The sequence below is a fragment of the Streptosporangium sp. NPDC000509 genome (assembly GCF_042898365.1).
Taxonomy (GTDB): domain Bacteria; phylum Actinomycetota; class Actinomycetes; order Streptosporangiales; family Streptosporangiaceae; genus Streptosporangium.
Map to the genome: position 1 here is coordinate 1 of NZ_JBIAYX010000034.1, position 22,733 is coordinate 22,733.

At 67.7% G+C, this 22,733-nt stretch carries 26 protein-coding genes; 22 read left to right on the forward strand and 4 right to left on the reverse strand.

The annotated features are described in order from the left end of the window. The first annotated feature begins 797 nt into the window (after positions 1-797). Positions 798-2,948 (forward strand): recombinase family protein, encoded by a 2,151-nt coding sequence (locus ACFY3D_RS38455; RefSeq protein WP_389989313.1) that lies wholly within the window; start codon positions 798-800, stop codon positions 2,946-2,948. A gap of 497 nt (positions 2,949-3,445) precedes the next feature. On the opposite strand, the gene ACFY3D_RS38460 is transcribed toward ACFY3D_RS38455, so the two are convergent. Then, a complete protein-coding gene (locus ACFY3D_RS38460) occupies positions 3,446-3,805 on the reverse strand; it encodes a hypothetical protein (protein ID WP_389989315.1) in 360 nt (119 codons plus the stop codon). Positions 3,806-4,459: 654 nt separating this feature from the next. On the opposite strand from ACFY3D_RS38460, the gene ACFY3D_RS38465 reads away from it, so the two are divergent. The 4 genes from ACFY3D_RS38465 (at position 4,460) to ACFY3D_RS38480 (ending at position 8,019) form a co-directional block, all read left to right on the forward strand. After that, positions 4,460-4,726, forward strand: coding sequence for a hypothetical protein (locus tag ACFY3D_RS38465; protein WP_389989317.1), 267 nt, complete (start codon positions 4,460-4,462; stop codon positions 4,724-4,726). 816 nt (positions 4,727-5,542) lie between these two features. After that, a complete protein-coding gene (locus ACFY3D_RS38470; RefSeq protein ID WP_389989319.1) occupies positions 5,543-6,037 on the forward strand; it encodes a hypothetical protein in 495 nt (164 codons plus the stop codon). A gap of 266 nt (positions 6,038-6,303) precedes the next feature. Beyond that, positions 6,304-7,464 (forward strand): pentapeptide repeat-containing protein, encoded by a 1,161-nt coding sequence (locus ACFY3D_RS38475; RefSeq protein WP_389989321.1) that lies wholly within the window; start codon positions 6,304-6,306, stop codon positions 7,462-7,464. A 228-nt stretch (positions 7,465-7,692) separates the two neighbouring features. Further along, positions 7,693-8,019 (forward strand): hypothetical protein, encoded by a 327-nt coding sequence (locus ACFY3D_RS38480; protein WP_389989323.1) that lies wholly within the window; start codon positions 7,693-7,695, stop codon positions 8,017-8,019. A 162-nt stretch (positions 8,020-8,181) separates the two neighbouring features. Here ACFY3D_RS38480 and ACFY3D_RS38485 read toward each other — a convergent pair whose 3' ends face one another. Further along, on the reverse strand, positions 8,182-8,736 hold the full coding sequence (locus tag ACFY3D_RS38485; protein ID WP_389989325.1) for a hypothetical protein: 555 nt from the start codon (positions 8,734-8,736) through the stop codon (positions 8,182-8,184). Positions 8,737-9,002: 266 nt separating this feature from the next. Between ACFY3D_RS38485 and ACFY3D_RS38490 the strand changes: the two genes are divergently transcribed. The 3 genes from ACFY3D_RS38490 to ACFY3D_RS38500 all read left to right on the forward strand — a co-directional run bounded on the left by ACFY3D_RS38490 (position 9,003) and on the right by ACFY3D_RS38500 (position 10,547). Continuing rightward, positions 9,003-9,374 carry a hypothetical protein gene (locus ACFY3D_RS38490; protein ID WP_389989327.1) on the forward strand — a complete coding sequence of 124 codons (372 nt, stop codon included), beginning with the start codon at positions 9,003-9,005 and terminating at the stop codon, positions 9,372-9,374. 296 nt (positions 9,375-9,670) lie between these two features. After that, complete coding sequence (locus tag ACFY3D_RS38495) at positions 9,671-9,979, forward strand: hypothetical protein (protein WP_389989329.1); 309 nt, start codon at positions 9,671-9,673, stop codon at positions 9,977-9,979. 412 nt (positions 9,980-10,391) lie between these two features. Next, on the forward strand, positions 10,392-10,547 hold the full coding sequence (locus ACFY3D_RS38500; RefSeq protein ID WP_389989331.1) for a hypothetical protein: 156 nt from the start codon (positions 10,392-10,394) through the stop codon (positions 10,545-10,547). Between the two features lie 75 nt (positions 10,548-10,622). Here the strand turns inward: ACFY3D_RS38500 and ACFY3D_RS38505 are convergent, their stop codons facing one another. Beyond that, entirely contained in the window at positions 10,623-10,829 is a 207-nt protein-coding gene (locus tag ACFY3D_RS38505; RefSeq protein WP_389989333.1) for a hypothetical protein, read from the reverse strand. 786 nt (positions 10,830-11,615) lie between these two features. Between ACFY3D_RS38505 and ACFY3D_RS38510 the strand changes: the two genes are divergently transcribed. Both ACFY3D_RS38510 and ACFY3D_RS38515 read left to right on the forward strand, forming a co-directional pair. After that, complete coding sequence (locus ACFY3D_RS38510) at positions 11,616-12,557, forward strand: ParA family protein (RefSeq protein ID WP_389989335.1); 942 nt, start codon at positions 11,616-11,618, stop codon at positions 12,555-12,557. After that, the gene (locus tag ACFY3D_RS38515; protein WP_389989337.1) at positions 12,554-13,180 is read left to right on the forward strand and encodes a hypothetical protein; all 627 of its coding nucleotides are present in this window, start codon (positions 12,554-12,556) and stop codon (positions 13,178-13,180) included. The genes ACFY3D_RS38510 and ACFY3D_RS38515 overlap by 4 nt, the downstream gene beginning before the upstream one ends. Positions 13,181-13,622: 442 nt before the next feature. Here ACFY3D_RS38515 and ACFY3D_RS38520 read toward each other — a convergent pair whose 3' ends face one another. Further along, positions 13,623-14,447 carry a GntR family transcriptional regulator gene (locus ACFY3D_RS38520; protein WP_389989339.1) on the reverse strand — a complete coding sequence of 275 codons (825 nt, stop codon included), beginning with the start codon at positions 14,445-14,447 and terminating at the stop codon, positions 13,623-13,625. A gap of 206 nt (positions 14,448-14,653) precedes the next feature. Between ACFY3D_RS38520 and ACFY3D_RS38525 the strand changes: the two genes are divergently transcribed. From ACFY3D_RS38525 to ACFY3D_RS38580, 12 genes are all read left to right on the forward strand, one after another. After that, positions 14,654-14,899: a helix-turn-helix domain-containing protein gene (locus tag ACFY3D_RS38525; RefSeq protein WP_389989341.1), complete on the forward strand. Its 246-nt coding sequence runs from the start codon at positions 14,654-14,656 to the stop codon at positions 14,897-14,899. After that, positions 14,899-15,459: a hypothetical protein gene (locus ACFY3D_RS38530; protein WP_389989343.1), complete on the forward strand. Its 561-nt coding sequence runs from the start codon at positions 14,899-14,901 to the stop codon at positions 15,457-15,459. Before ACFY3D_RS38525 ends, ACFY3D_RS38530 begins: the two co-directional genes overlap by 1 nt. Then, a complete protein-coding gene (locus tag ACFY3D_RS38535; protein ID WP_389989345.1) occupies positions 15,459-15,695 on the forward strand; it encodes a hypothetical protein in 237 nt (78 codons plus the stop codon). Before ACFY3D_RS38530 ends, ACFY3D_RS38535 begins: the two co-directional genes overlap by 1 nt. Continuing rightward, complete coding sequence (locus ACFY3D_RS38540; RefSeq protein WP_389989347.1) at positions 15,695-17,401, forward strand: DUF2637 domain-containing protein; 1,707 nt, start codon at positions 15,695-15,697, stop codon at positions 17,399-17,401. Before ACFY3D_RS38535 ends, ACFY3D_RS38540 begins: the two co-directional genes overlap by 1 nt. Next, positions 17,398-17,808, forward strand: coding sequence for an SsgA family sporulation/cell division regulator (locus ACFY3D_RS38545; RefSeq protein ID WP_389989349.1), 411 nt, complete (start codon positions 17,398-17,400; stop codon positions 17,806-17,808). Before ACFY3D_RS38540 ends, ACFY3D_RS38545 begins: the two co-directional genes overlap by 4 nt. Further along, entirely contained in the window at positions 17,805-18,071 is a 267-nt protein-coding gene (locus ACFY3D_RS38550; protein WP_389989351.1) for a hypothetical protein, read from the forward strand. Before ACFY3D_RS38545 ends, ACFY3D_RS38550 begins: the two co-directional genes overlap by 4 nt. Continuing rightward, positions 18,071-18,637: an ATP-binding protein gene (locus ACFY3D_RS38555; RefSeq protein ID WP_389989353.1), complete on the forward strand. Its 567-nt coding sequence runs from the start codon at positions 18,071-18,073 to the stop codon at positions 18,635-18,637. The genes ACFY3D_RS38550 and ACFY3D_RS38555 overlap by 1 nt, the downstream gene beginning before the upstream one ends. Continuing rightward, positions 18,634-18,930 carry a hypothetical protein gene (locus ACFY3D_RS38560; protein ID WP_389989355.1) on the forward strand — a complete coding sequence of 99 codons (297 nt, stop codon included), beginning with the start codon at positions 18,634-18,636 and terminating at the stop codon, positions 18,928-18,930. Before ACFY3D_RS38555 ends, ACFY3D_RS38560 begins: the two co-directional genes overlap by 4 nt. Beyond that, complete coding sequence (locus ACFY3D_RS38565) at positions 18,927-19,298, forward strand: hypothetical protein (protein WP_389989357.1); 372 nt, start codon at positions 18,927-18,929, stop codon at positions 19,296-19,298. Before ACFY3D_RS38560 ends, ACFY3D_RS38565 begins: the two co-directional genes overlap by 4 nt. A gap of 47 nt (positions 19,299-19,345) precedes the next feature. Further along, on the forward strand, positions 19,346-19,753 hold the full coding sequence (locus ACFY3D_RS38570) for a hypothetical protein (RefSeq protein ID WP_389989359.1): 408 nt from the start codon (positions 19,346-19,348) through the stop codon (positions 19,751-19,753). Next, a complete protein-coding gene (locus tag ACFY3D_RS38575) occupies positions 19,753-21,939 on the forward strand; it encodes a hypothetical protein (protein ID WP_389989408.1) in 2,187 nt (728 codons plus the stop codon). Before ACFY3D_RS38570 ends, ACFY3D_RS38575 begins: the two co-directional genes overlap by 1 nt. Positions 21,940-22,003: 64 nt before the next feature. Next, positions 22,004-22,465 (forward strand): hypothetical protein, encoded by a 462-nt coding sequence (locus ACFY3D_RS38580; RefSeq protein ID WP_389989361.1) that lies wholly within the window; start codon positions 22,004-22,006, stop codon positions 22,463-22,465. Positions 22,466-22,733 lie beyond the last annotated feature (268 nt).

Below are 22,733 nucleotides of genomic sequence, written 5' to 3' on the forward strand. Positions count from 1 at the left end.
GTGGCTCTGGCCGCTACGGCCGCACATGGCCTGGTTCTCACCGACCCTGGGTGCAGCCCTCCGCAATCCTGACGATAACGACGGCGGTCCCCGTACGGGGACCGCCGTCGTTTGCACTACTGGAGCCTTACGCCGTTGTCACAAGCGCGGAGCCCAGGGGAGAGCGCTCATATCCACCCCGTACGCGACAGCTACCACGATCACGATCGTGACGACGATCGTCCGCACGTGACGACCCCACTCACCAGGGATCCGTACGGACCACTCGAAGCACTCACCGACAGCCACATGGCCTCCTACAACCTCGAAACGACAGAACAGATTGCCGCCAGGCCCAGAGGAAAATTGCGGTAGCTCTCACCGCTGGCTACGCTGAAGGTTGCTTTAAACCCGGTCAGCGTCCAGCCCAAACTCTGGGCCTGGCGCGATCTCGAAAAATCAGGCTCGGTCCGTTCGCGCGGACCGGGCCTTTCGAGTTCTCAGGAAGCATACCGACGTCTCCCCACAGTCAGAGAGCGTCGAAGCCCACTTCTGGGCTCCCTGACGCTCCCTGACGCGCCCTGACTCACTGTGACTCACGAAAACTCACGGAAACTCGCTGAAACTCCTCAGGATGCCCCCCAGGATTTCCCACAAAAAAATTCCGGCCACCCCACCCTCCGGTCGAGACCAGACGCAAGCCCCACCCTCCGTAGCCGTGTCCGGCGTGTTCATCTAACAGTCGTTCCTCTGAGCCCACTACCGGCCTCCGCGAGATCCCGGCATGCCCGAGGTAGTCCCGAAACTGTCCCGTATCGGTGATCGACGCCAATACCGTGGCGCCCGTCGTCGTCACGAAAGGCCGGTTCGCTGTGGGCACCATTCACCAGATCAAGGTCACCTTGCGGGAGGTCTCTCCGCCGGTGTGGCGGCGCGTTCACGTGCCGTCGACGGCGACCTTGGTCGAGCTGCATGAGGTGATCCAGGTCGCGATGGGCTGGGAGCAACACCACCTGCACGTGTTCTCCGATGGAGATCGGCAGTACGGCGACAACGCCCGCGATGAGACGGCGGTGACGCTGGCCGCTCTCATCCCGAAGGCGGGTGACTGGCTCGGTTACCGCTACGACTTCGGCGACTGCTGGGATCACGACGTCGAGGTGGAGAAGGTCCACCGGGCCGGGGCGAAGACGACCTACCCGCGCTGCAGCGCCGGCGGCCGTGCTTGTCCCCCCGAAGACAGCGGCGGACCCGAGGGCTACGCCGAGCACCTGCGGGCGCTACGGCATCGCAAGGGCTGGAAGTACAAGATGGCCAAGCACCTCTTCGGCACCACCCGGTGGGACCCGGCCCGCTGGGATCGCGCCGAGGTCAACACCGCTCTGTCCGGTCTGGCCAAGCTGTGGGCCAAGCAAGCCGCCGCCAAGGCCAAGCAGGAGGCGAAGAAGCAGGCGGAGGCGTCGGCGGCCGCCGTGGTGATCGAGGCCTCCCCCACTCCCCCTTCCCCGCTAAATGACCGTCCCGGAAACGATCGTTTCCGGGACGGCGACACGAGCATGGTCGCCGAGACGCATTCGCCCAGGAACGAGCGTCCCGAAACTCGTCCCGAAACAGTAAGTCCAGGGATTGAGTTACGGGACGGTTTTCGGGACGATGGGAGGGTGAACGCCCCCACCGAAGCGGCCGCCGTGCCGTCGAACGCGATCCGCATCGGCTACGCCCGCGTCTCCACCCGCGCCCAAGACCACCTGTCCCAGATGGAGGCGCTGAGCGCCGCGCACTGCCGCGAGGTCGTCGAGGAGACCGCCAGCACCCGCACCGAGCGGCCCAAGCTGACCGCGACCGTGGCGCGGATGCACGCCGGCGACACCCTGGTCATCTACAAGCCCGACCGGGTCGCCCGCAGCGTGAAGGAGCTGCTGGTCTTCTTGGAAGACGAGCTCGCCCCGCGCGGCATCAACCTAGAGATCCTGTCGGGCATCTGCGCGGGCCTGCACCGGCCGAGCGGCCAATCCATGGCGGACAAGTTGTTGTTCATGGTCGCGGCGATGGCCGCGGAGATGGAACGCGAGATGATCCGAGAGCGCACCCTGGACGGCCTAGCCGCGGCCACCGCCCAGGGGCGCAAGGGTGGCCGGCCCCCCGCCCTGGACGACGACACCCTGGCCATCGCCCGCGCCCGCCGCCAGCGCGGCGAATCCATCACCGCGATCGCCAAGCACCTCGGGGTGGGCCGCTCCACGCTGTACCGGGCCCTGGAAGGCGACGAGCGCACCACAGCCGGTCCAGCACCGGCCGAACCCCCTGTCGCCACCGAACCCATACCGGCCACCGAGCAGGAGGCACCAGCAAAGTCGCGCCGTCCGCGATCGGCCCGACCGGCAACCAAGCCCGTCACCGAGGCCGTCAAGTCCACCGAGGTCACTGAGCCGACGCCGTGGAAGCACTACGGGGATCCGGCCGCACGCCGCCGCTGGTACACCGACGACGAGCTCGCCGCCGTCCAGCTCCTGGCCACCGGCGACGTCGACGGCTCGCAGTGGGTCATCGTCGCCGGCGACATCCTCGGCACCGTCCGGCCGAATCTGTCGGCTCGTGGCACCCGGTCGGGATGGCAGGCCCGCCACCGCGGCGGCACTCCCGCCTACCACCTGAGCGGCAAAGGCCGCGGCAGCCACCCGGCTACCCGCGACAAGGCGGTCGCCGAGTTGGTGGCCGACGTTCGGCACCGATGGACCGAACAGCAACGGCGGGGACGCGACGAACGAGAAGACACGCATGCGGAGAACACCGACGACGACCAGCCCTACATCGACGCGATGCTCGTGGCCCTGTGGACCGGCCTGAACCGCAACATCCCGGTCCGAGACGCGATGCTGAAGGAGATGGACCCGACCACCCGCGAAGACATCTGGCACGAGGTCGCCGAGGCCCGCGAGCGCATCGCCCAGCGCGCCCGCAAGGGGTAGGCCCCGGGGCTGTTGCTACCGCCCCGAGGGCCGCGACTCCAGTACTCCGTCTGACCGGAAGCTGATCAAGTAGACCTCCACGGCAGGCCCTTGCCCTGACAAAAGGGCAGGGGCCTTCACGGCCTTTGGGAATTGGTGCAGAACGTGCGGGGCGAGTCGGGCCGATGAGCGCGGAGGGCGCGCCGGGTCTGTACGAGGCGCTGCCACGATCGCTGCCGCAGCGCGATCGACTTACGCTGACGGCTCCAACCTTCGGGTGCGCTCCTCGGGCATCGTGCACGCCGTCGTGATGAACTGCTGGCTGGGCGCAGCGGAGTGACAAGCGCCTCAAGGCCGAGGTGTGAAGCGTCGCCACGAAGCTTCAACCGTTAGGCGTAGGGAGATCTAAGCACCCCCCTGATCATCCAGAGGGGGTCAGCCTGGGCCTGGCTTCCGGATCCTCAGGGGAGTGCTCAATCTGCATCCGCGCCTGGAGGGAGACGCGGATATACCGTCGGCTACGACTCGCAGGGCAGCCGGGTGGTGCGGTTAATCCACCACAGGCATCCGCCTGCGGTCAACAGAATGGCCATCAAGCCAACGGTGGCGATGAGCCACCCGGGAGCGGAGGCCAGCCACAGGAGGCCGCCCATCGTGCTGCCCGTCATGAGTGCCGTTGCGGTGACGATCATGAACGTCAGCGCCATCCCTGGCGCCGTGTGGGTCCTCGTTTCCGTGTCGATCTTGAAGCGGATGAGTTTGACCAGCTCGATCTCAACGTTGATCTTTTGGTGGTCGAGTAGGACGTCCGCCCTGGCAGAGGGCGCGCCTTCCTCCTCGGTGAGATCGGTGTCGCTGGCGACGTCGGACTTCCGCACTTGTCGGTGCCATTCTGCTAAGCCCCCGAAGGGGCGGGGCGAGCGGTCACACGAGAACCGGAACCCGCGGCTTGGGGCCCCTGGTTCCCGTTGGCCCATCGCTGAGCCATTCGGTGAGCGTAGCAGGACGATCACGGCCTTGCCAGACGAAGGTCATCTGATTGCCGTACATCGTCAAGCGAACGTATGCGTTTACGCAGCTTAGTGCATACAATGAGCAGCTCAACAGTTGACGTTAGTCATTCAAAAGCTTACTGTTGACTGCATGCGTTCGGTAGTCTGCGCTGACGCCTCAAGAAAATGATCATTCGTTGAACACACCCCAAGGAGGGTCGACCGTGATTCGAACACATGTCTTGAGTTCGCTCTGACCGCCAGTGGATCAATGCGTGCTGGCCGCCGTGAGAGAAGAACGCCAGATGCTTCTCTTCTCTCTGCCGGGCTCTAACCCCTCCTCATAGACCTTGCTAGCCCGGTCCTGCGCCGCCGCGCCCACACCCCGATCTTCGACATCTTCACTCGAAGAGCGGGTCAGTCTGCTTCCCGGATCCACCTGTGCTGGATGTTTGCTGCCACAAGCACCCAGCAACTTAGCCATGCGTGTCGGATCTCCCCTCCGAACCTGGCCGCTGACCACGAGGGATTGAATTACGAATGTCCAAGAATGTCGGACCTGCTATCGAGAAGGATCAGAAAGCCACTCCAAGCCGCAGCACACTGGAGCGGGTGACCGTAAACCTCACTCCCAGGTCATCCCGCGCCTTGGAAGAAGCTGTCGAGATCACCGGGGACACCAAGACCGACACCATCAACCGGGCGCTCCAGGTTTACAGCTACCTTGAGCGTGTCCTGCAGAACGGCGGAAACATCTACGTCCAAGAGGCCGGGCAAACCGACCAAGAACGACTGAGGTTCTTTTAGGACCGCGATGCCGTCACCCCAAGATGACAAACATGCCGTGAGGTCCTACTCGCCCGAAGCCGGGGCGTCAGCAGCTAGCTGCTGACGCCCCGGCTTCGGTTTTGGCCCTGCTCTTTGCCCGCTTGAGCACGGAGGAACCATTCGCCGCTGGCCCACTTCCTGTACTTAAGGAGCGGCCCTGAAGAACACCGATGATTGGGCACTCTCGCGGCCATGTGAGGACGGCTTGAGCCGCAACACGACCATGCGTGACGGAGTGGTGGCGGAGATGACCCGGCCGCCCCCGAGGACGTCTGGCACCAGGGCGCCGAAGCTCGCGGACGCATCACCAAGCGAAGCTGGTCTGGCGGCCACTCAAGGGCTCGGTTTCGAGCATGATGACCAGCCGGAACGCCCTACGATCGCCATGCGGTGGCTGGCGTCGGAACACGGCTGGGGGCGATCGGCGCCGCAGGACCTCCTTCGTCGGCCCCACGGCATCGAGCACGACCTCCCGGAGCCCGAGACACGGAGCCGGGCCACGCCGACGAACCATAGGACCCCACCCGGTGCGGGAATCAGCCCCCAGACGACGAATCCGGCTGCCTGGATTTTTCGTGGCCGTCTACCAGGATCTCAGTGACCGCCGACCGGGGTTTTCTGATGACCGCTAACACCGGGACAAGACGGTCGCCGAGCTGGCAGCCGACATTCGGCATCAATGAGCCGAACAGCGCCGGCGATGACGCGACGGCTGAATCGCACCGGCGGACGATGACCACCCAAGATGTGCATTCATACCTCCGCACACCGTGAGCCAGACGCACGATGGGCAGCATGACCATCGACGACAACCGAAACGCAGCCCTGGAATTAGCTGGGCAAGCACATGAGGTGGGACGTATTTCCGGCCGCGAACCTTGGCGCGAGGTGTTGCAGTGGATCAGCGGCAGGCGGCTTGGTCGGCGCCGCGGCTGGCCAGTCGTACCCCGGTTGGACACCCCGTGGCAGGACACCGTTTCACCCGAGAGGGACGGCTGGCGGATGCGCGCGGCCAACTTGAACGGCAACTCTGTCTTCGCCGTCGATTACCGGATCTGCTCCCGGTGCCACCTGGGCTGGGTTGAGCACCCCTACACCGAACCGCCGTATGAGCGATGCGGGCTGGCCAGTGCCGGCCTGGCCGCGTTGCGCGCTGAACATCCCGATCTGGCCTGGCACACCCTGGGCGGGCACTTCCGCGAATCACGGCCGTTTTGGGCCGCCGTCGGCGCCGACGTGCCCGGCGGCTACCAACAGCGTGCGTTATGTCCCCACGTGACAGCTGGGTGAGCTGGTGAGACGGCCAAGAGCCTGATCCGCAGCTCTAGGAATTCTCGAAGTGCCGTAGATCGCCATCCCGATTCTGGGGCACCGTTCGCGCTACGCCGCCGATGGGTGCCTGTCGCTGCGTCTTGCGGGAATCGTGGAGTAAAAAGTCCCGTCACGGTCCTCAGGCATGGGTGAGCGGCAGGTAATGCCACTGCGGACGATCACGATTGGCCATCGCTGACGGCCATCACCCTGTGAAGGCCACGCGGACCGATCAACCTGAAGACATGAGGAAGTGGCCAGGTTTTTCCCGGTTCGTGCTCGGGCTGCTGGGCGTGCTCCTGGTCGCAGGGTTGGCGTGGGTGCTGGGTCCGGGCGCGGCGTGGGTGCTGGAGCACTTCGACGGGGTGCGCGGCCTGGCCGGCAAGGACCTGGCCGCCGCGCTGGACGCGGTGCGCGGGCGGGCGCTGACGATCGCAACTGGGCTGATCGCGCTGGTGGCGGTGTACTACACCGCGCGCAACGCTGCCACCGCCCGCCGTACCTTTGAGCTGAGCGCACAAGGTCACCGTCTGAGCGAGCAGGGCCACGTTACCGAGCGCTACACCAAGGCCATCGAGCAGTTGGGTTCCGACAAGCTCGATATCCGCCTAGGCGGTATCTACGCCTTGGAGCGCGTCGCCCGGGACTCGGCGCGAGACCACCCCACGGTCATGGAGGTCTTGGCGGCCTACATCCGTGAACATTCCCGAGACGACGACATCGATCAGACCGAGAACGACAAGACAACTTGGCCGGAAAAAAGATTACGCACGGATCTTCAGGCCGTTATCACCGTGATCGGCCGACGTACCGTTGCCTATGACCTGGAGGAGGCACGATTCGAACTCGCCTACGTGAACCTCGCTCGCGCGCACCTCATCAATGCGAACCTCGCTGGTGCGTTCCTCAGCGGCGTGGACTTTACTGGCGCGTTTCTCAGCAATGTGAACTTCGCCGACATGAGCCTCATTCGCGCGAACCTCTCCGATGTGCTCCTCACCCGCTCGGACCTCACTGATGTGGATCTCACTGGCGCGAACCTCACTGACGCGAATCTCGCCGACACGAACCTCGCTGGCACGAACCTCACCAAAGCGCTCCTTCAGCGCGCGGGCCTCACCAACGTGGACCTCACCGGCGCGAACCTCACCGACGCGAACCTCATGGACGCTGATCTCACTGGCGCGAACCTCACCAACACGCTCTTCCAACGCGCGGACCTCACCGGCGTGGACCTCACTGGCGCGAACCTCGAAGGCACATGCTTCGACGGCGCAGACCTCGACGGCGTAATAGGTTTGCCCGAGCATCGGCCGGTGCCCAGCATGTCACTCCCCTCAATCTTCGATATGGTCCCGCCGGTGAAGGGAGAGGCCACAGAGGTCGAAGGGGATAAGGCAAGGTGAAATGCCCTTTTCGTAGGGGCGCTAATTAACTCACGGGAAGCCAACCCGCCGCTTCGGGACCGCCGATCAACTGTGACGGGACTTTTCGTTCCGTGGTTTTCTCATCCTCGCCACCGTGATGGTGGGCCCGTAGAGCGCTTAGGTTGGCCCCATGGGTGAGGACGGGCTGCAGGCCGCAGGCGGGGGCACCGAGGAGTCGCCGGCTTCCGTCCTCGGTGGAGCGGGTCGATGAGCGCGGAGGGCGCGCCGGGTCTGTACGAGGCACTGGCCACGATCGCCGCCGCAGCACGGGCCGCCTACGCCGACGGCTCCAACCTTCGGGTGCGCTCCTCAGGCATCGTGCACGCCGTCGTGATGACCCGCTGGCTGGGCGGGGAACGCATGCCAGGCCCGGCGTGCATGGTCGGGGTCAGCGGCTGGGACCCGGGCGCGGCCCACCCGGACCGCGGCGCGGTCACCTGCCGCCGCTGCCTGAAGCTGACCACGCAGGAGCCCGTCGACGAGCAACTGGAGCTGTTCGCCGTCGCCGACCCCGAGCCCGGCCCCGGCGACTGATCGCGGGCCGGGACTGCCAAGCGACACGGGAGTGTCAGTAGATGCGTCATGAGAGTGTCAGTGCGCGAGTGTTCGGCTCGAAGCGCTGGCCCGCTGGCAGGAGGACCGGGACGCGGCCGCCCGCCGCAGGTGATCGCGGCGGGCGGCCGGGCGCCTCCCCTCCTACAGCCTCTGGGAGCGGTTGTGCCAGGCCAGGGAATCAACGCACCATTTGACGTTCTGCCTGGCGAGAAGATGCTCCAGAACGGTCTTTCCGCCATCGATGACCACACCGAGATCCCGCTCGGTGAAGCCGTTTTCGGTGAACTCCTTGAGCCGGTGGATCTGCAGCGGGTGAACCCCAGCCTGCTCCCACCACCATTTCGCCTTGTCGACGTTGTGGTGGACGAATACCGCCCACAGGGCGACCACTTCTCGCCGGTCAAGGTCGGTGGTATTCCAGTCGACCCATTGGTCGATGTAATGCTCCAGCCGCATGATCGCCCTGCGGCGGTCTGTATCCCCTTGCCGCCGCTGGGCGGGGCGGGGCCGTAGCAGCGCCTCGCGTTCAGGGCGGTTGAACCCCAGCGCCCTGAGGTCTTCGGTGCGATCGACCCCCGAGCGCGCTGGCCCCCGCCGGGCCTGCGCGGGAGAAGCGGCGGAGTCTTTTCGCATCCGCGGCACTTGCCCGCCGAGAAACCACTCCATCAGCGCCGGATCGACATCCCCCAGATTCACATCATCCCTTCCGTTGTCGCTTTCGGCATTTCGATCGTCTCATGCACAGGCGACAAAAAGCCCAGGCCGAATACGCCCTGGACTTCTCCGGGGGTTTCCCCAATTGCCGAAAGCCGCCGCCTCGGCGTGATATGCCATGCGGTCGGTGATCCTGCGGTGGATCTGGGGACGGCCCGGCCCCGAGGGAGGCTGGCGCCTGCAGCTGCCCGGCGCCCCCGAGGACCAGGCGCTGCGCCCACCCCGGCGAGGCCTGAACCCTGAACAGGTTGGCGTCTGGATGGACCAGACGCTGGCCGCGCACGGCGCTGGCAACGCGCCGAGACAACCTCCTGGCCACCAGCCACGCTGCCGCGCTTCGTGACCACCATGGCGGTCGTCCCGGCGCGTTCGTCGACGAAGACCAAGAGCACATCGAAGAAGTGACCCGGTTGCCAAAAGAGTTCATGGGGCAACCTTTCGGCGATCCCCCGATCAGAGGAGATGCCATGGGCACCGCCCAGTTCGAGCACCACCGCCTCGGGAGCAGCGCACTGTCAGCCCTGGACAACAACCCCGAGACAGCACAGGTGCTCGCCATTCTTGCGCTCGCCGCAGCGGTCAACCGGTTGGCCGAGGCGCAGGAGGAGGCCAACGCCTGAGTCGCATAACGACGCTGGCGCGCTGTTGGGTGGTGCGGGCCGGGCTGCGGCTCTTCGGCCGGTCCCGGCCCGCATCACCCGGACAACTTGAACGATCACTCTGTCTTCGCCGTTGGGCGAGCCGGTGAGACGGCCAAGAGGCCGATGGGTGCCTGTTGCTGCGTCTTGCGGGAATCTTGGACGTAAAGAAAGCTCTCCCTCGATCTTGCTTGCTTCGGGAAGTCGCAGATCGCAATCCAGCCAAGGCCTCGCGGGACAGATGTCATCATCGGTGAACACGACATGCGAGGGGGATCATGGACGGCGCGCAGGAACTAGCCAATGTGATGCGTGATCGGTTCCTGTACCCGGGTGAGCGCTCTGTCCGAAGTCGGCCAGGTACCCGGAAGATACGCGTCACCATCGACCTGGAGGAACCTGACTACCGCATGCTCAAGGACCTCACCGACCGTCTGTCGACGATGTCCGATAATTTCGTTCTTTCTCATTCTGCTGTCTGGCGGGAAATGCTCCGCGTCACCGCCGAGAACTCTGTTCTCCATGCCGCGCTGGCCACACGGCTATGCCCCCCCATCCCTGAGGATTCACTAGCGGCCGACACCTAGGACGGACTGGTTGCCGGGACGGCCCATCCTTAGACGCCGCGCCTCGTGACCACCGTGGCGGTTATCCCGGCACCACAGCCGCAATCCAAGATGTCAGGGCTCAGGACCCGTGCGACAGATCCGGCTTGGTACCGCTGCTCGACCACGCTCAACTCCGCCAGCACTCGGCGAAGTGTCACACACCTCCTGAGCACGATCTGTCATGCAGGTCATGAGACCCGACACCTCTTAAGCGGGTCCGGATGAGAACTTTCTCTCCGTCTTCAAGGGCGCCCGCCACGGCGGGCGCCTTCTGCGTCACCGAACGCGTCGACGGTTACGTCGCGGCGGCCGCCGAGTGTCGGTGGACGACGGAACCCGCCCCGAGAGCGGCTGCCGACAGAGGCCGGGCGATCGGGGTACGCCCAAGGACATGACCAAACACACTCCGTGGGACAAGGAAGCTGCCGCCCGAGTCCAGTCGGCCGCGGCAAGGCACCCCGACAGCCCCAGCGCCCGCGACGGCCTGGACCGAGAAGCCCAGTCGCAGGCAGACAAGAACGAGGACCAGGAGGACGACGACCGCTGAGGTCTGCCGGGCGGCCGCGGGCCGGGCTGCGGCTCTTCGGCCGGTCCCGGCCCGCACCACCCAGCAGACCTCCGCTCAGTTCAGGTCGGCCGCGCTGATCACAGTGAGCTGCTCGTCGTCGCCGGCCACGGTCAGCACCGGCATCTGCCCGCCCTCGTCACCCAGCTGCAGCCGGTACCGGCCCGGGGCGACCGGCTGGCCGTCGACCAGGAAGCGCTCGTCGTCGGTGTAAGCGATCGTGTCGGACACGACCAGCACGGGCAGGTTCTCCTCATCAGGCATGCCCCGACGATGGCCTACGCGCAGGTCTCTTGTCCGGTGCTTGAGCACACCCCAGCTCCCCGGGCCCAAACCGGCCGCGAGGATCACCAGCGGGCCGGTAGTCCGTTGAGGGCTGGATCCTGCTCACCCAGGCGATAGCAGAGCCTGCCCCGCCGTCACCTGGTCGCCGCCGAGGTGGCTCTATACCGTCCGGGAATGGGCAAAAGCCGGGTCCGGTCCCACATACGCACGCTGTCCAGCGGCAGGCGAATCCGTGTGCGTGGCCACTCCCGCAGAACCGCGGCGAAAGCAGTCGGAATCAGTGCCGCCGTCGTGCTGACCATCGTCATCGTCGTGGCCACCTTCTCCACCCGCTCATCGACGGGCGACCCAGCCGAGGGGCCAAGGCCGGGTGTCCCCGCCGAATCGAGTACGGCTCCTCCGAACCCGATGACCGAGCCTCCGCCTCCAGACCCGACCTGACCCATCTGATTTTGCAGGTGATTTCGGACTCCCCGGCTGGTCATCCGGAACGAGTACGTGGACGCAAAAATTGGCGAAACCCCAGGTCAACGACCGATAGACCGATAGATGAACCGATAGATAGGGCGATGGATAGAGGAGGCGCTGAAGCTATAGAGACATGAATGGAATGAGAAGTTGATGGAGCAATCAATGGTTGCCGCGCTACGTGGCTGATCAGAAGGGGAGTAGGACACGGCGCGGGCACGATCGCGGGGAGAGAAGCGCCTGCGCTACATCGGCCGTGCGAGACTCCTGGCGACCGTAAGAAGGAGCAGAGCCACAATGACCGACAGCACCCTCCAGCAGGGACATCTCGCGCTTGCGCGCACCATCGCCATAGCCAACGACAAAGGCGGTGTGGGCAAAACCAGCGTGACCGCGAACCTGGGCGCGCTTTTCGCGGCAGCTGGCTACCGCGTCCTCATGGTTGACATGAACCGCCAGGCGAACCTTTCCGACGATCTCGGCTACCGCCATCACCAGATCGACGACCAGGGCGCTGGGCTCCTCATGTCCCTTATGACCGGCACTGTCCTACAGGCTGTCCCCGTCCCCGACCGCCCCAACCTGTTCGTCGTCCCTGGAGGGACCAGGCTCGGTGACCTGACGGGCGTCATGGTCGGCCGCATCGGTCAGCAAGGCCAGCAGGCCATGCTCGCCCTCGCCAACGTCCTGGCCCCCATCGCCGCGGACTTCGACATCGTCCTGATCGACACGCCGCCGGAAAACACGCTGCTGGTGGACCTCGCTCTGGCCTGCGCTCGTCGTCTGCTCATGCCCACCAAATCCGACGCCGGTGGTCTTATCGGCATGCAGCTCCTGGCTGAACGGTTCGCCGTCGCTCGCGAGATCAACCCGGAACTCTCCTTGCTAGGCGTTGTGCTGTTCGGCACGACCCGCGGAGCCAGTGCCATCCACCGTGGCGTACGCAGCGCCGTTCAGCAGGCGTTCGGCACTGATGGGTCTCCGGTGCTGGCCGCCACCATCGGCCACTCCGAGCGCATCGCGACCGTCAGCCGGGCCCGAGGCCGCGTCGCACACGAACTGGAGAGCGACGCCGCCGACCAGCCCGCCTGGTGGGAGGCCTTGCGCGCCGGTACCTCCACCGAGGACGGGCCGCGCGCGTTGCGAATCCCGTCTACTGCCTCCACTGTCGCCGAGGACTACCGGAAGCTGGCTGCTGAGGTGCTCGATCTGCTCGCTGCAGCTGAGGCCACGGCATGAGCGATCCATCCCTTGGTCAGCCTGGAGCACTTGGCGAGATCTTCGGGAAGCCGGCCACCAACCTGCTGGGCGACAAGCTGAAGCCCCACCCAGCCGTTTCGAGCCAGTCGCAGCCCGCTCCCCCCGCTGTGACATCAGCAGCTGACCGGCAGCGGTCTCAGCCTCCACCAGCGGCCCCCGAGACCGTCATCTCGGAACGGCTCCCGCCAGCGCAGGTTGTTGCCTCAGATGAGGACACCTTCCCGGCGAACGTCTACCTCCTGCCTGCCGCCATCACCGCAGCGGCCAAGCGCCGCCGGGACACGGGTGCCGACAACGCAAGGATCGTGTTTGACGCTGTCGACGCGATGCGTGACCGGCTTGCTGATCTCGTTGCTGCTCGTCAGACCGGGCCAGGCCGGGCGGAGGGCAGCCTGTTTCCCACGCGTAGGGGAGAGTCGAGCCAGGCCACCGCGACGCGCACTGGTCGCCGACGACTTTGGTCGTTTCAGGCCACCGAGGCCGAGCTGAAAGTGATCGATGACCTTTGGGAGCAGGCAGGGGCTCGATCTCGTAGCGAACTGCTCTCGTGCGTGCTGGAGGAGTACCTGACGCCTCCCCGTCGCCGAGGTAAAGCGAGATGATCGTCATCCTCTGAATACAGCGGGGCCCGCCCAGTGATGATGGGCGGGCCCCGTGTCTGTGGGGTGGCGTTTCAGTTGTAAGAGGAGACCTGCCCTCACCTGCAGAACCAGTTGCAGCGCGCATCCGTACAGCAGGTCTCAACGCCCTCCGATGAAGGCGCGGCTTGGCCCTCCTGCGGCGCGGCCGGCTCTTCGCTCTCTACGGGCGACTCGCGCTCGGTAGGGGGAGCCAGCACGCCGACCGTACCCATCGTCGGCCAAGTGATCTCCTGGGGTGTTGCCATCGATCCATCCCCTTCGGGGCGACTCGTCTCGGATCGGGTCAGCGTAACGAGACTTGACTTCTGGCGCTGGGGTTTCGTCGCTCACCGTGGCGGGTGCAGGCGAGCAACGAAAGAGCGGCCCGCCCGAGTCCCCCCGGACGGACCGCTCTTTCGCGTTCTCATGCCTCTGTAGCGGAGTCAGCGCGGCCACCAGGAGGTGAGAGGACCTCGTAGGCGGCGGTGTGGTCACGCTGGAGCTCCTGGAAGATCTCGATCCGGTCAGATGGGATCACCATCACGGTCACTTCTATGGGCGTTCCAATGCTGGCCGAGACGCTGACCTTGCAGATCTCCATCACTGGGAAGAGGGGATCGACGCCAAGCAGCTCCGCCTCCTCAATGGTCGGCGTACGGGCTCGAGTGAGCTCATACCAAGACAGCGGGCCGTGTCCCGCCGCCTCGATGGCATCCAGGTAGCCGCCCGGCACTCCCCGCTCTCGTACCGCAGGCGCGGCTTGGACCACCTCGGGGACGATCCAGGAGTCCGAAAGGTTGAAGGGAGGCTCGCCCGGCAGGCTCATCATGCGGCGCCGCCGGAAAACTGGCGTGCCCGGTACGAGGCCGAGGATCTCCGCCGCCCGTTCCGTGATGGGCGCATCCTCGTAGATGGGTGGGAAATGCGGCTGCCAGTCAGGATCGTCCGGCCTGGTGGCCGAGAAGGAGTAGCCGCTGGTGCGGCGGCGGTGCACATGGGTGCCCCGGGTGATCCTGCGGCGCTCTGGGTGCGGGTCGCGGACGTAGCTCCCTGAGCCGGGCTTTTTGATCAGTAGGCCCTGAGCGGCGAGCAGCGTGAGTGCCCGATTTGCGGTGTTCGTGGTGACGCCGTAGCGGCGGGCCAGCTCAGTGCTGGCAGGTACTCGCCACCCTGGGCGGAGGCGACCTGAGGTGATTTCGTCCTTCAGATCGTCCGCAATGCGCTGGTAAGGGGCGCGTTCTTCGGTCATAGGGACATGTTACGTCAAAACTCCTTAGGTAGTTTTCCCTTGCCTTCCTTGACGTTCGCGACGTCCGCGCTTAACGTCAAACTACCTAAGGCGAACTTGATTAAGTCGTTTCTCTCGTTCACCCAATGTCCGGTTCGCCTCAGCAGAGCGGCCCCGGTGTTCCCGCACCAGGGCCGCAAGAGTCGCCACTTGGAAGGAACCGACTCATGTCCATCATCGCTGATCTCGCCATGCCCGGCGACCGGCTGCTGACCTCCAAGGAGGTCGCGGCAGTGTTCCGGGTTGACCCCAAGACGGTCGTGGGCTGGGCCCACGCTGGCGCGTTGACCGCAGTCCGAACCCCGGGCGGAAAGTTGCTGCGCTTCTGGGAGTCGGCCGTGTACACCGCCCTGCGTGACGGCATCGTGGCGCAGGCCGACGACGCCGCTGAGGCTGAGGCGGTGAGTGTCTGATGACGACTACCGCCTACCGCTCCCGCTACCCGCTGCTGGCCGCGTCGGCCGGCGAGCGGCCGCTGGCCGACGTCGAGCTCACCGTGACCTTGGAGGTTCCGACCTTCCACGGCCACACCGAGTTGACCGTGCGGCCCGGCGTCGTCGACGACGCCGCGATCGAGCTCTACGGCTACGGCGAGTGCGCCGTGCTGGCCCGCGCGATGCACCTGCGCACCGGCTGGCCGCTGGCCCTGGTGGAGACCGTCGAGCGGATCTACCGCTGGGCGCACGTCGGTGTGCTGACCCCGGCCGGGCACCTGTTGGACATTCACGGCAATCGCAGCCTGCAGCAGGTACAGGCCGACTTCAAGCGCGAGCACGGCCTGCGGGTCACGACCTGCCCGCTGCCCACGCTGAACCTGCTGTTCGACGTCATCGGCGAGCGCGAGGAGACCCGGCGCGGCTGGATCGATGGCAGCGCCATCGCCCCGCTCACCGCCGAGCTGGCCGGGGTGTTCGCCGACCTGCTCATCGCCCAGGCCCAGGCGGACGAGATCTCCGAGGCGGTGAGCTGCTGATGGAGCTCTTCGTCGTGCTGACGCTCGTCAAGCTCACCGAATCGGGGACGATGCGCAACACCCTCTACCGGACGGTCACGGCCGCGCCGGGCAGCACCCGGGCGGGCATGTTCGTCTGGGCGATGAAGCAGGCCCCTGAGCACATGCAGGGCGCCACCGTGGAGTTCTTCTCCGTCGAGCCCAACCTCCTGACCACCCTCGCCTGCGCTTCGACCTCCGGGGCGGTGAGCTCCTGATGGCCTCCTACTACGACCGCCGCGCTGAGCGCACCGTCGCCGAGGCCGATGCCGAGCGGTCTCGCGCCGAGGCCGAGGCGATGCGGGCGCGGACCGCGATCGAGGTGGAGCGCGAGCGCCACCAGCGGGAGCGCGAGGTCCGCGCCACCGAGCGCCAGGACCGCGCCGAGCAGGACCGCGCCAAGGCCGAACGGATTCGCTCCAAGGCCGCCGATCGCGCCGAGCGGCGCAGGCAGTCCAAGGCCGACCGCGCCGCGCGCTACGCCGCCGCCCGCCGCGGCGCCGGCGCCTTGGCCGCCGCGGTGGCCGAGCGCTCCCCGGTCATCGTGGGCGCCATCGCGATGGGCGCGCCGATCGCGATCGCCTGGCGAGGCCAGATGGAGTTCGCCACCAACGTCATGAACCTGGGCTTCATGGCGCCCGCGCTGCCGATCGCCCTGGAGGGCGGGGTGTGGTACCTGGCGTTCCTGGTGCACCGCGCCATCCAGGCGAGGCTGCCGATCGGCCGCTACCGGGCCGCGACCTGGATGCTGGCGGGCATCGCGGCCGGGATGAACCTGTGGCACGGCATCCACGCCAACGGCGACGACGGCCTGCAGGTCGGGGTGATCCTCGCGCTGGCCTCCCTGCTGGGCATCGCCTTGTGGGAGCTGACCGCGTCGCTGACCCAGCAGACCACCGCCCGGCGCAGCGCGGCCGAGATCCGCCGGGCGACCTGGCGGCGGATCCGCTACCCGCGCTTGTCGTGGGCGGCCGCCAGCATCCGGGCCTCGCGCGGCGCGGACTGCTCGATCGAGGACGCGTGGACGGCGGCGTGGGCCGACCGCTACGGCGTCGGCCCCGGCGCCTCTCGCCGGGACCGCAAGCTCGCCCGCTCGATCGTGAAGTACGAGCGCAAAGCTGACCGGGCCGCCGCCAAGAGTGGCCAGCTCGTCATCGTCGACGGGGCGATCGTCCGCCCGGGAGCTCTCACCTCGAAGCAGTCGGAGGCGGATGCCGAGGCGGGCAAGGAGGCGATGGCCGCACTGCGGGTCTTCACCGAGCGCCGTGAGGATGTCGCCAAGTCGATCGCGTTCCCCGCGTTCGGCGCTTCTTCCTCGATCGAGGCGGCCCCGCGTCCGGCGATCGAGTCCGGTACGGACTCAGCCCGTACGGGGAGCGCGCCCCGGCCCCGTACGGAGCTCGCCCGTACGGAGTCCGTACGGACCAAGTCCGCCCGTACGGAATCGCCTCGCACCGCGCCCGTACGGACCGCCCCGGCACGGGGTGACTCGCTTCGTACGGTGCCGCCGCTGACGCCGGTCGACCGGGAGGAGGCCGTCGCCGAGATCCGTCAGGAGATCGCGGACGCCGCCGCGCGCGGTGAGGTGTGGACGCCGGACTACGCGGTGCTGGAGGAGCGCTACGACAGGCGCCGCAGCTGGTGTGAGAAGGCCGTACGGGAGGCCCGTACGGGTCTGCGTACGGAAGAAGAGGAGCAGGCGCGTACGGACGCGGAGGAGACCCGTACACCGCCCGCCCGTACGGAACCGCAGGAGTCCGGTACGGACAGCCGCGCCGACGGCGAGGGCGCCGAGCAGGAGGTCGCCGACATCCTGCGTCGCCTCCGTACGGACGGCGACGACGAACACCCCGTACGGGCGACGCAGACCCGTACGGACAGCACCGGTGACAGCGACCAGGCCCGTACGGAGGTGTCGGCATGAAGCCCCAAGTGATCTACGACGTGCGTCTGTGGCCCGCCGACAGCCCCAAGACCCCGCTGGAGGCGATGCTGACCTACAGCGCCGCGGACCCGCACGCGGTGCACCTGATGTTCCTGCAGGGCCGCACGGTCACCTCCGAGTACGTCTTCGGCCGCGACCTGCTCGCCGAGGGTGTGCGCGCCCCGGCCGGGGAGGGCGACGTGCTGGTGGCGCCGCACGAGGAGCTCGACGACCTCTACCTGGCCATCACCTTGACCCCCGCGAGCGGCTACCCGTTCCTGCTGTACGTGGTGCGCGAGCTTGTCGTCGACTTCCTCAACGAGGTCTACCGGCAGGTTCCGCACGGCCGTGAGCGGGTCGACGTCGAGGGCGCGATCGCCACGATCCTGGGCGAGGTGACGTCATGAAGACGCTGACCAGGCAGAACACGCTGACGCGTCAGGAGCTGGCGCTGCTCGTCGCCGAGCACGCCGAGCTGCTGGCCGCGGCTCGCGCCACGGTGGCGGCCGCGCAGCTGGGCGAGATCGACCCGCTGGTGCACCTTCGTCACGCGCTGGCCGCGCACGGGCAGCTGCCGCCGCCCGGGGCGCGCCCGGTGGTGCTGCTCGCCGCGTGCTCCGCCCCCGCCCTGCCGCCGCTGCCGGTCGTGACCTGCGGGGAGGTGGCGTGATGGCCGTCATCGTCACCCTTGCCCACGAGCGCGCCTGGCCCGGCGCTCCCGAGCGCGTCGCCGACGTGCGCGCCTGGACGCTGAGCTGCCTGCCGCCGGGGTGTCCGCGCGCCGACGACGTCGCGCTGGTGGTGTCGGAGCTGGCCGCCAACGCCGTCCTGCACAGCGCGTCCGGCACCGTGGGCGGCCGGTTCACGCTGCGCGCCGAGGTCGAGCCCGGCTCGACCAGCGAGGCGGGCGCGGTCGCGCTGACCTGCACCGACCAGGGCCCGGCGCTGGTGCCGGCAGCCCGCGGCGAGGGCGAGTACCAGCGCGGCCTGACCTTGGTGCGCGAGCTCGCCGACGCCTACGAGGTGACCATCACCGAGGGGTGCCGCGCGGCGTGGTGCCGCCTGGACTGGCCCGTCGTCACCGGCACCTCGCAGGGCCCGCACATGACCGCACAGCAGGTCAGCGGCCCCGCACACCCCCCGCACAAGATCACCGCACAGGGTGCGCACACCGCCGCACACGCCCCGCGCAACCCCGGCGCGCAGCCGCGCCGGAGCGAGGAGGGCGGCCGGTGAGTGCCTTCGTGACCTGGTGTGCGGCGGCGTTCGCGCCGGGCTGGCCCGAGCGGGCCGCGCACGGCGTCGCGGTCGCGCTGCTGGCCGCCGCCGCGCTGCTGGTCGCGTTCGCGCTGGCCGAGGAGACCAGCTTGCGCGGCCGGGCCCGCGCGGTGGCCCGCTCCTGGGCGCGGTCGGCGGCCGAGACCACCACGGTGCAGGTCCTGGCCGACGGCACGCTGATCGCCCAGACCACCACCGAGCAGACCGCCCGCCACCTACTCAGCGCCGTGATCCACGAGGAGGACCTGTGAGCAACCGCAGTGAAGACCTGGGCACCCAGATGGTGCGTTTCGAGACCGCCGAGATCATCACTTCACACGAGGCGTTCGAGAACCACCTGTACACCGTCCAGCAGATGGCCCGCACCCTGGCGCTGATGGTGGTCCAGGACGGCGAGATCGCCGCGACCTGGCTGCGCCACCACAAGCCCAAGAAGGGCAAGCGGGTGCCGCTGCTGGAGCGGGTGGGCCTGTCGCGGCGCACTAAGGCCCACAGCCGCAACGCCGCCGATGCGCTGCTGGAGGTCGTCTCCAGCCTGCAGAAGATGGCTGGCGTCCACGCCGAGTACATCGGGGCCGAGAAGGCGGCCGCTCCCATCCGCGACGACACCAAGAAGTAACACCACCACCGCTGACCAGCACTATCACCAGGCATGTGAGGTAGCCGATGTCCAAGCAGATCGACCTCGTGGAGGCCGCGAACGCCTTCTGCGACAGCGACCTGGTCCGCTCCCACCAGACCTACCGCGACTACCAGGAAAACCTCCGCGCGATGCTGCTGAGCATCTCGCTGACCATGAGCGAGGACTCCCGCCAGGCCGCGGCCTGGCTGCGCCACCGCACCGCCCCCGACGGGCGCCGGGTGGGCTGGCTGCAGCGCGTCTTCCTGGCCGGGCGGCTGCGCGGACACGGCAACAACGCCGCCGAGGCCTTCTTGGAGGCGGCCAAGGCGATCGTGCGGATGTCGGCGGTGCACGCCGAGTACATGCTCGCCGAGCAGCAGGCCAACAAGCAGGCCGGATCCGGTACCACCAGCCAGCGGCAGGGCCGCTACGAGACGAAGGACGGTGCGTGATGGCACGCAAAAGCAAGATCAAGGCCGCCGCGCAGGTGGTCCCGGTGGAAACCGCCGAGGCCTCCGGGCGCTTGGGCGGCGGCTGGGGGCTGGTGCACGGCCTGCCGCTGGCCGCCCCCGGCATCGGGTGCGCGATCTTCGCGATCCTCATCGTGCTCGCTCATGCCAAGTGGGGCGGTGACCCGGTGTGGACGCCGCTGCTGAGCATCCTGTTCCTGGCCATCGGCGCCCTGGTGACGTTCTTCGGTCACATGGCGGCCGGGCCGCGGCTGCTGCTGCGCATCCTGATGGTCGTCACCGGCTCGCTGGCCACCGGCTCTCTGGTGCTGGGCCTGGTGGTCGGCATGGCCGCGATCTGGCCCGCCTACACCCTGTGCTCGCTGATCGTGTGGGTGCTGTGGGTCATCTGGCGCGGCACCAAGTACGCCGGCGCCACCCCGGCCACCGACGGCGCGGGCAACCCGCTGATGGAGGCCATCAAGCAGGCCCGCGTGCAGTTCGCCACCCCCACGATCGACGAGCGCGGCGTGGTGCGCGCCAAGGTCGAGACGCTGCCCGGCGGCACCTTGGAGGGCGCCCGCGCCCTGATGCCGATGATTTCGGCCGAGAGCCGGGCGGTGCCCGGCAGCACCAACCTGGCCGTCGACCTGGACGAAGACGGCCGCGGCACGATCGAGATCGCCACCCGCGACAACCTCAAGCACGGCGTGGCCTGGCCGGGCCTGGCGGGGCTGCAGCTGGGCTCGCTGCCCTGCGACCCGTTCGCGATCGGCGAGTACCAGACCGGCGTATGTGAGGTGCAGATCGTCGGCGACTACAGCCGCGACAAGCGCGCCCCCGACATCAAGCACCTCAAGATCGGCGGCGTGACCGGCTCTGGTAAGAGCACCGGTGGCCGGGTCTTCCTGGGCTCGCAGATGGTCAAGCGCCGCCTGAACATCATCGGCATCGACCTGAGCAAGGGCCTGCAGACCTTCGGGGTGTTCGCCCCCGGCCTGACCTGGATGATCACCAACGAGGAAGAGGCGCGGCTGTTCCTGCACCGCCTCAAGCACGTCATCAAGGGCCGCACCACCCAGCTGGCCGACGAGAACCTGATGCGCTGGTCACTGGACTCCCGCCTGAACATGCTGGAGATCTGGGTGGAGGAGTCCAAGGAGTTCCGCCGCTTCCAGACCCTGTACTCCGACCTGGTCGCCGACGCCCGCTCGGCTGGCATCTTCTTCGTCAGCAGCACCCAGCACTGGAACTACCGCAGTGCCTCCACCGATACCCGCTCCAACCACGGCGCGGCCATCATGTTCGGCGTCGAGTCCCACGACGAGGCCGAGCAGATCCTCCCCAAGGAGGCATTGGCCGCTCTGGGCAAGAACTTGCAGTACTGGGGATCGAGCAAGCCCGGCTACTGCTACGCGACCGGCATGAGCATCCCGACCAACCAGTGGGGCTCGATGCTGCGCATCTACGAGCCCACCACCGAGCAGCTGGCCGAGGTCGTCGCGGCCGGGGTCGCCTACCGCGACCCGATGGACCCCGTCACCGAGCAGCTGTTCGGAGAGCTGTTCGCCAACCGCACCCGCTACCCGCTGAACGGTCCGAGCGGCCCTGAGAGCGCCAATCCGGCCTTCCGGGGTGCGGTAACCCTCACGGGTGCCACGTCCACCCACAGCGCTCCTGCGGCGCCTGCGGTCCCGGCGTCGACCCGGCGGCCCGCCACCGCGGTCGGGGACGAGGAGCAGGAGATGGCCGCGATGGCCGAAGAGGAGATCGCCGAGGATCGTGAGGCGATGCGCCAGGCGCTGCGTGACTCGCGCCGCTACCACCTGGGCGAGGACGCCCGGCCCGAGGACCTGGCCGACGTCGACGCCGAGGAGGTCATCAGCGGCGTCATCGTCACCCCCGGCAGCGACGACGAGGGCACCGAAGAGGCCGAGGTGCAGGCGCCGCTGTCGCCGGAGGAGGCCCAGCGCGTCTGGGACGAGGCACTGGACGGCTGGTATCGCGAGGGGCGCACCCATCTGCGCACCGCTGACCTAGTCGAGCTGCTCGGCAAGGTGCGCCGGGACCGGCGCTTCCTGTATCGCCAGCGCGACCGCTGGACCGATCTGGGGTGCATCGCAGCCCGGCCCGACGCCGACGGCTGGGACCTGGTCGCCTCTCCGCTGCAGAGCACCGGCCGCCGGTAGCCGGTCACGCCACCCATCAGATCACCACCCACAGCAACCACAAGATCATCAAAAGGAGGCCGAGATGGCTGACGAGACGACCGGCGAGATGAGCGAGCAGGACAACACCTTCGAGCGCGAGGCGATGCGCCAGGCGCTCGCCGAGGCCCGGCGCCGCGAGCTGGGCGAGGACGCCCGGCCCGGGGACCTGGCCGACGTCGACGCCACCGACGTCATCAGCGGCGTCGCCGTGACGCCCGACGACTTCGACCTCGAGGACGACGAGGAGGAGGAGCAGGTGCCGCCGTCGGAGGAGCAGGCCAGGCGGATCTGGGATGAGGCGCTGCAGGGCTGGCGCCGCGAGGGCCGCAACCGGGTCCGCACCACCGACCTGGTCGACCTGCTGCTCAGCGTGCAGCGTCCCCGTCGCTTCCTCTACACCCAGGTCGAGCGCTGGCAGCAAGAGGGCCACCTGGCCGCCCGCCCCGACGCCGACGGCTGGGACCTGATCGCCGCCACGGCGCCCGGCGCGCCTGACTCGCCGTGAGGTGGGCCGGGCGCCTGATGCGCGTGCACGCTGCGCGAGCGCCCGGCCCGCCTCAAGCAAAGTCACCGACAGCGAGCACCCGGTGTGCGGTGTGCGGCGGGCCGCTTTCTCTATAGGGCCGACCGGGGTGTGCGGCCCCCCGCACATGCCTCCGCACATGCCCCGCACACCCGTCCGCACAGGGTCCGCACACCCCCGCACATCAACGCAGAGTAACCACGCACACGGTTCCGAGCCACGCACATCCCCCGCACAAGCGCTCAACGTA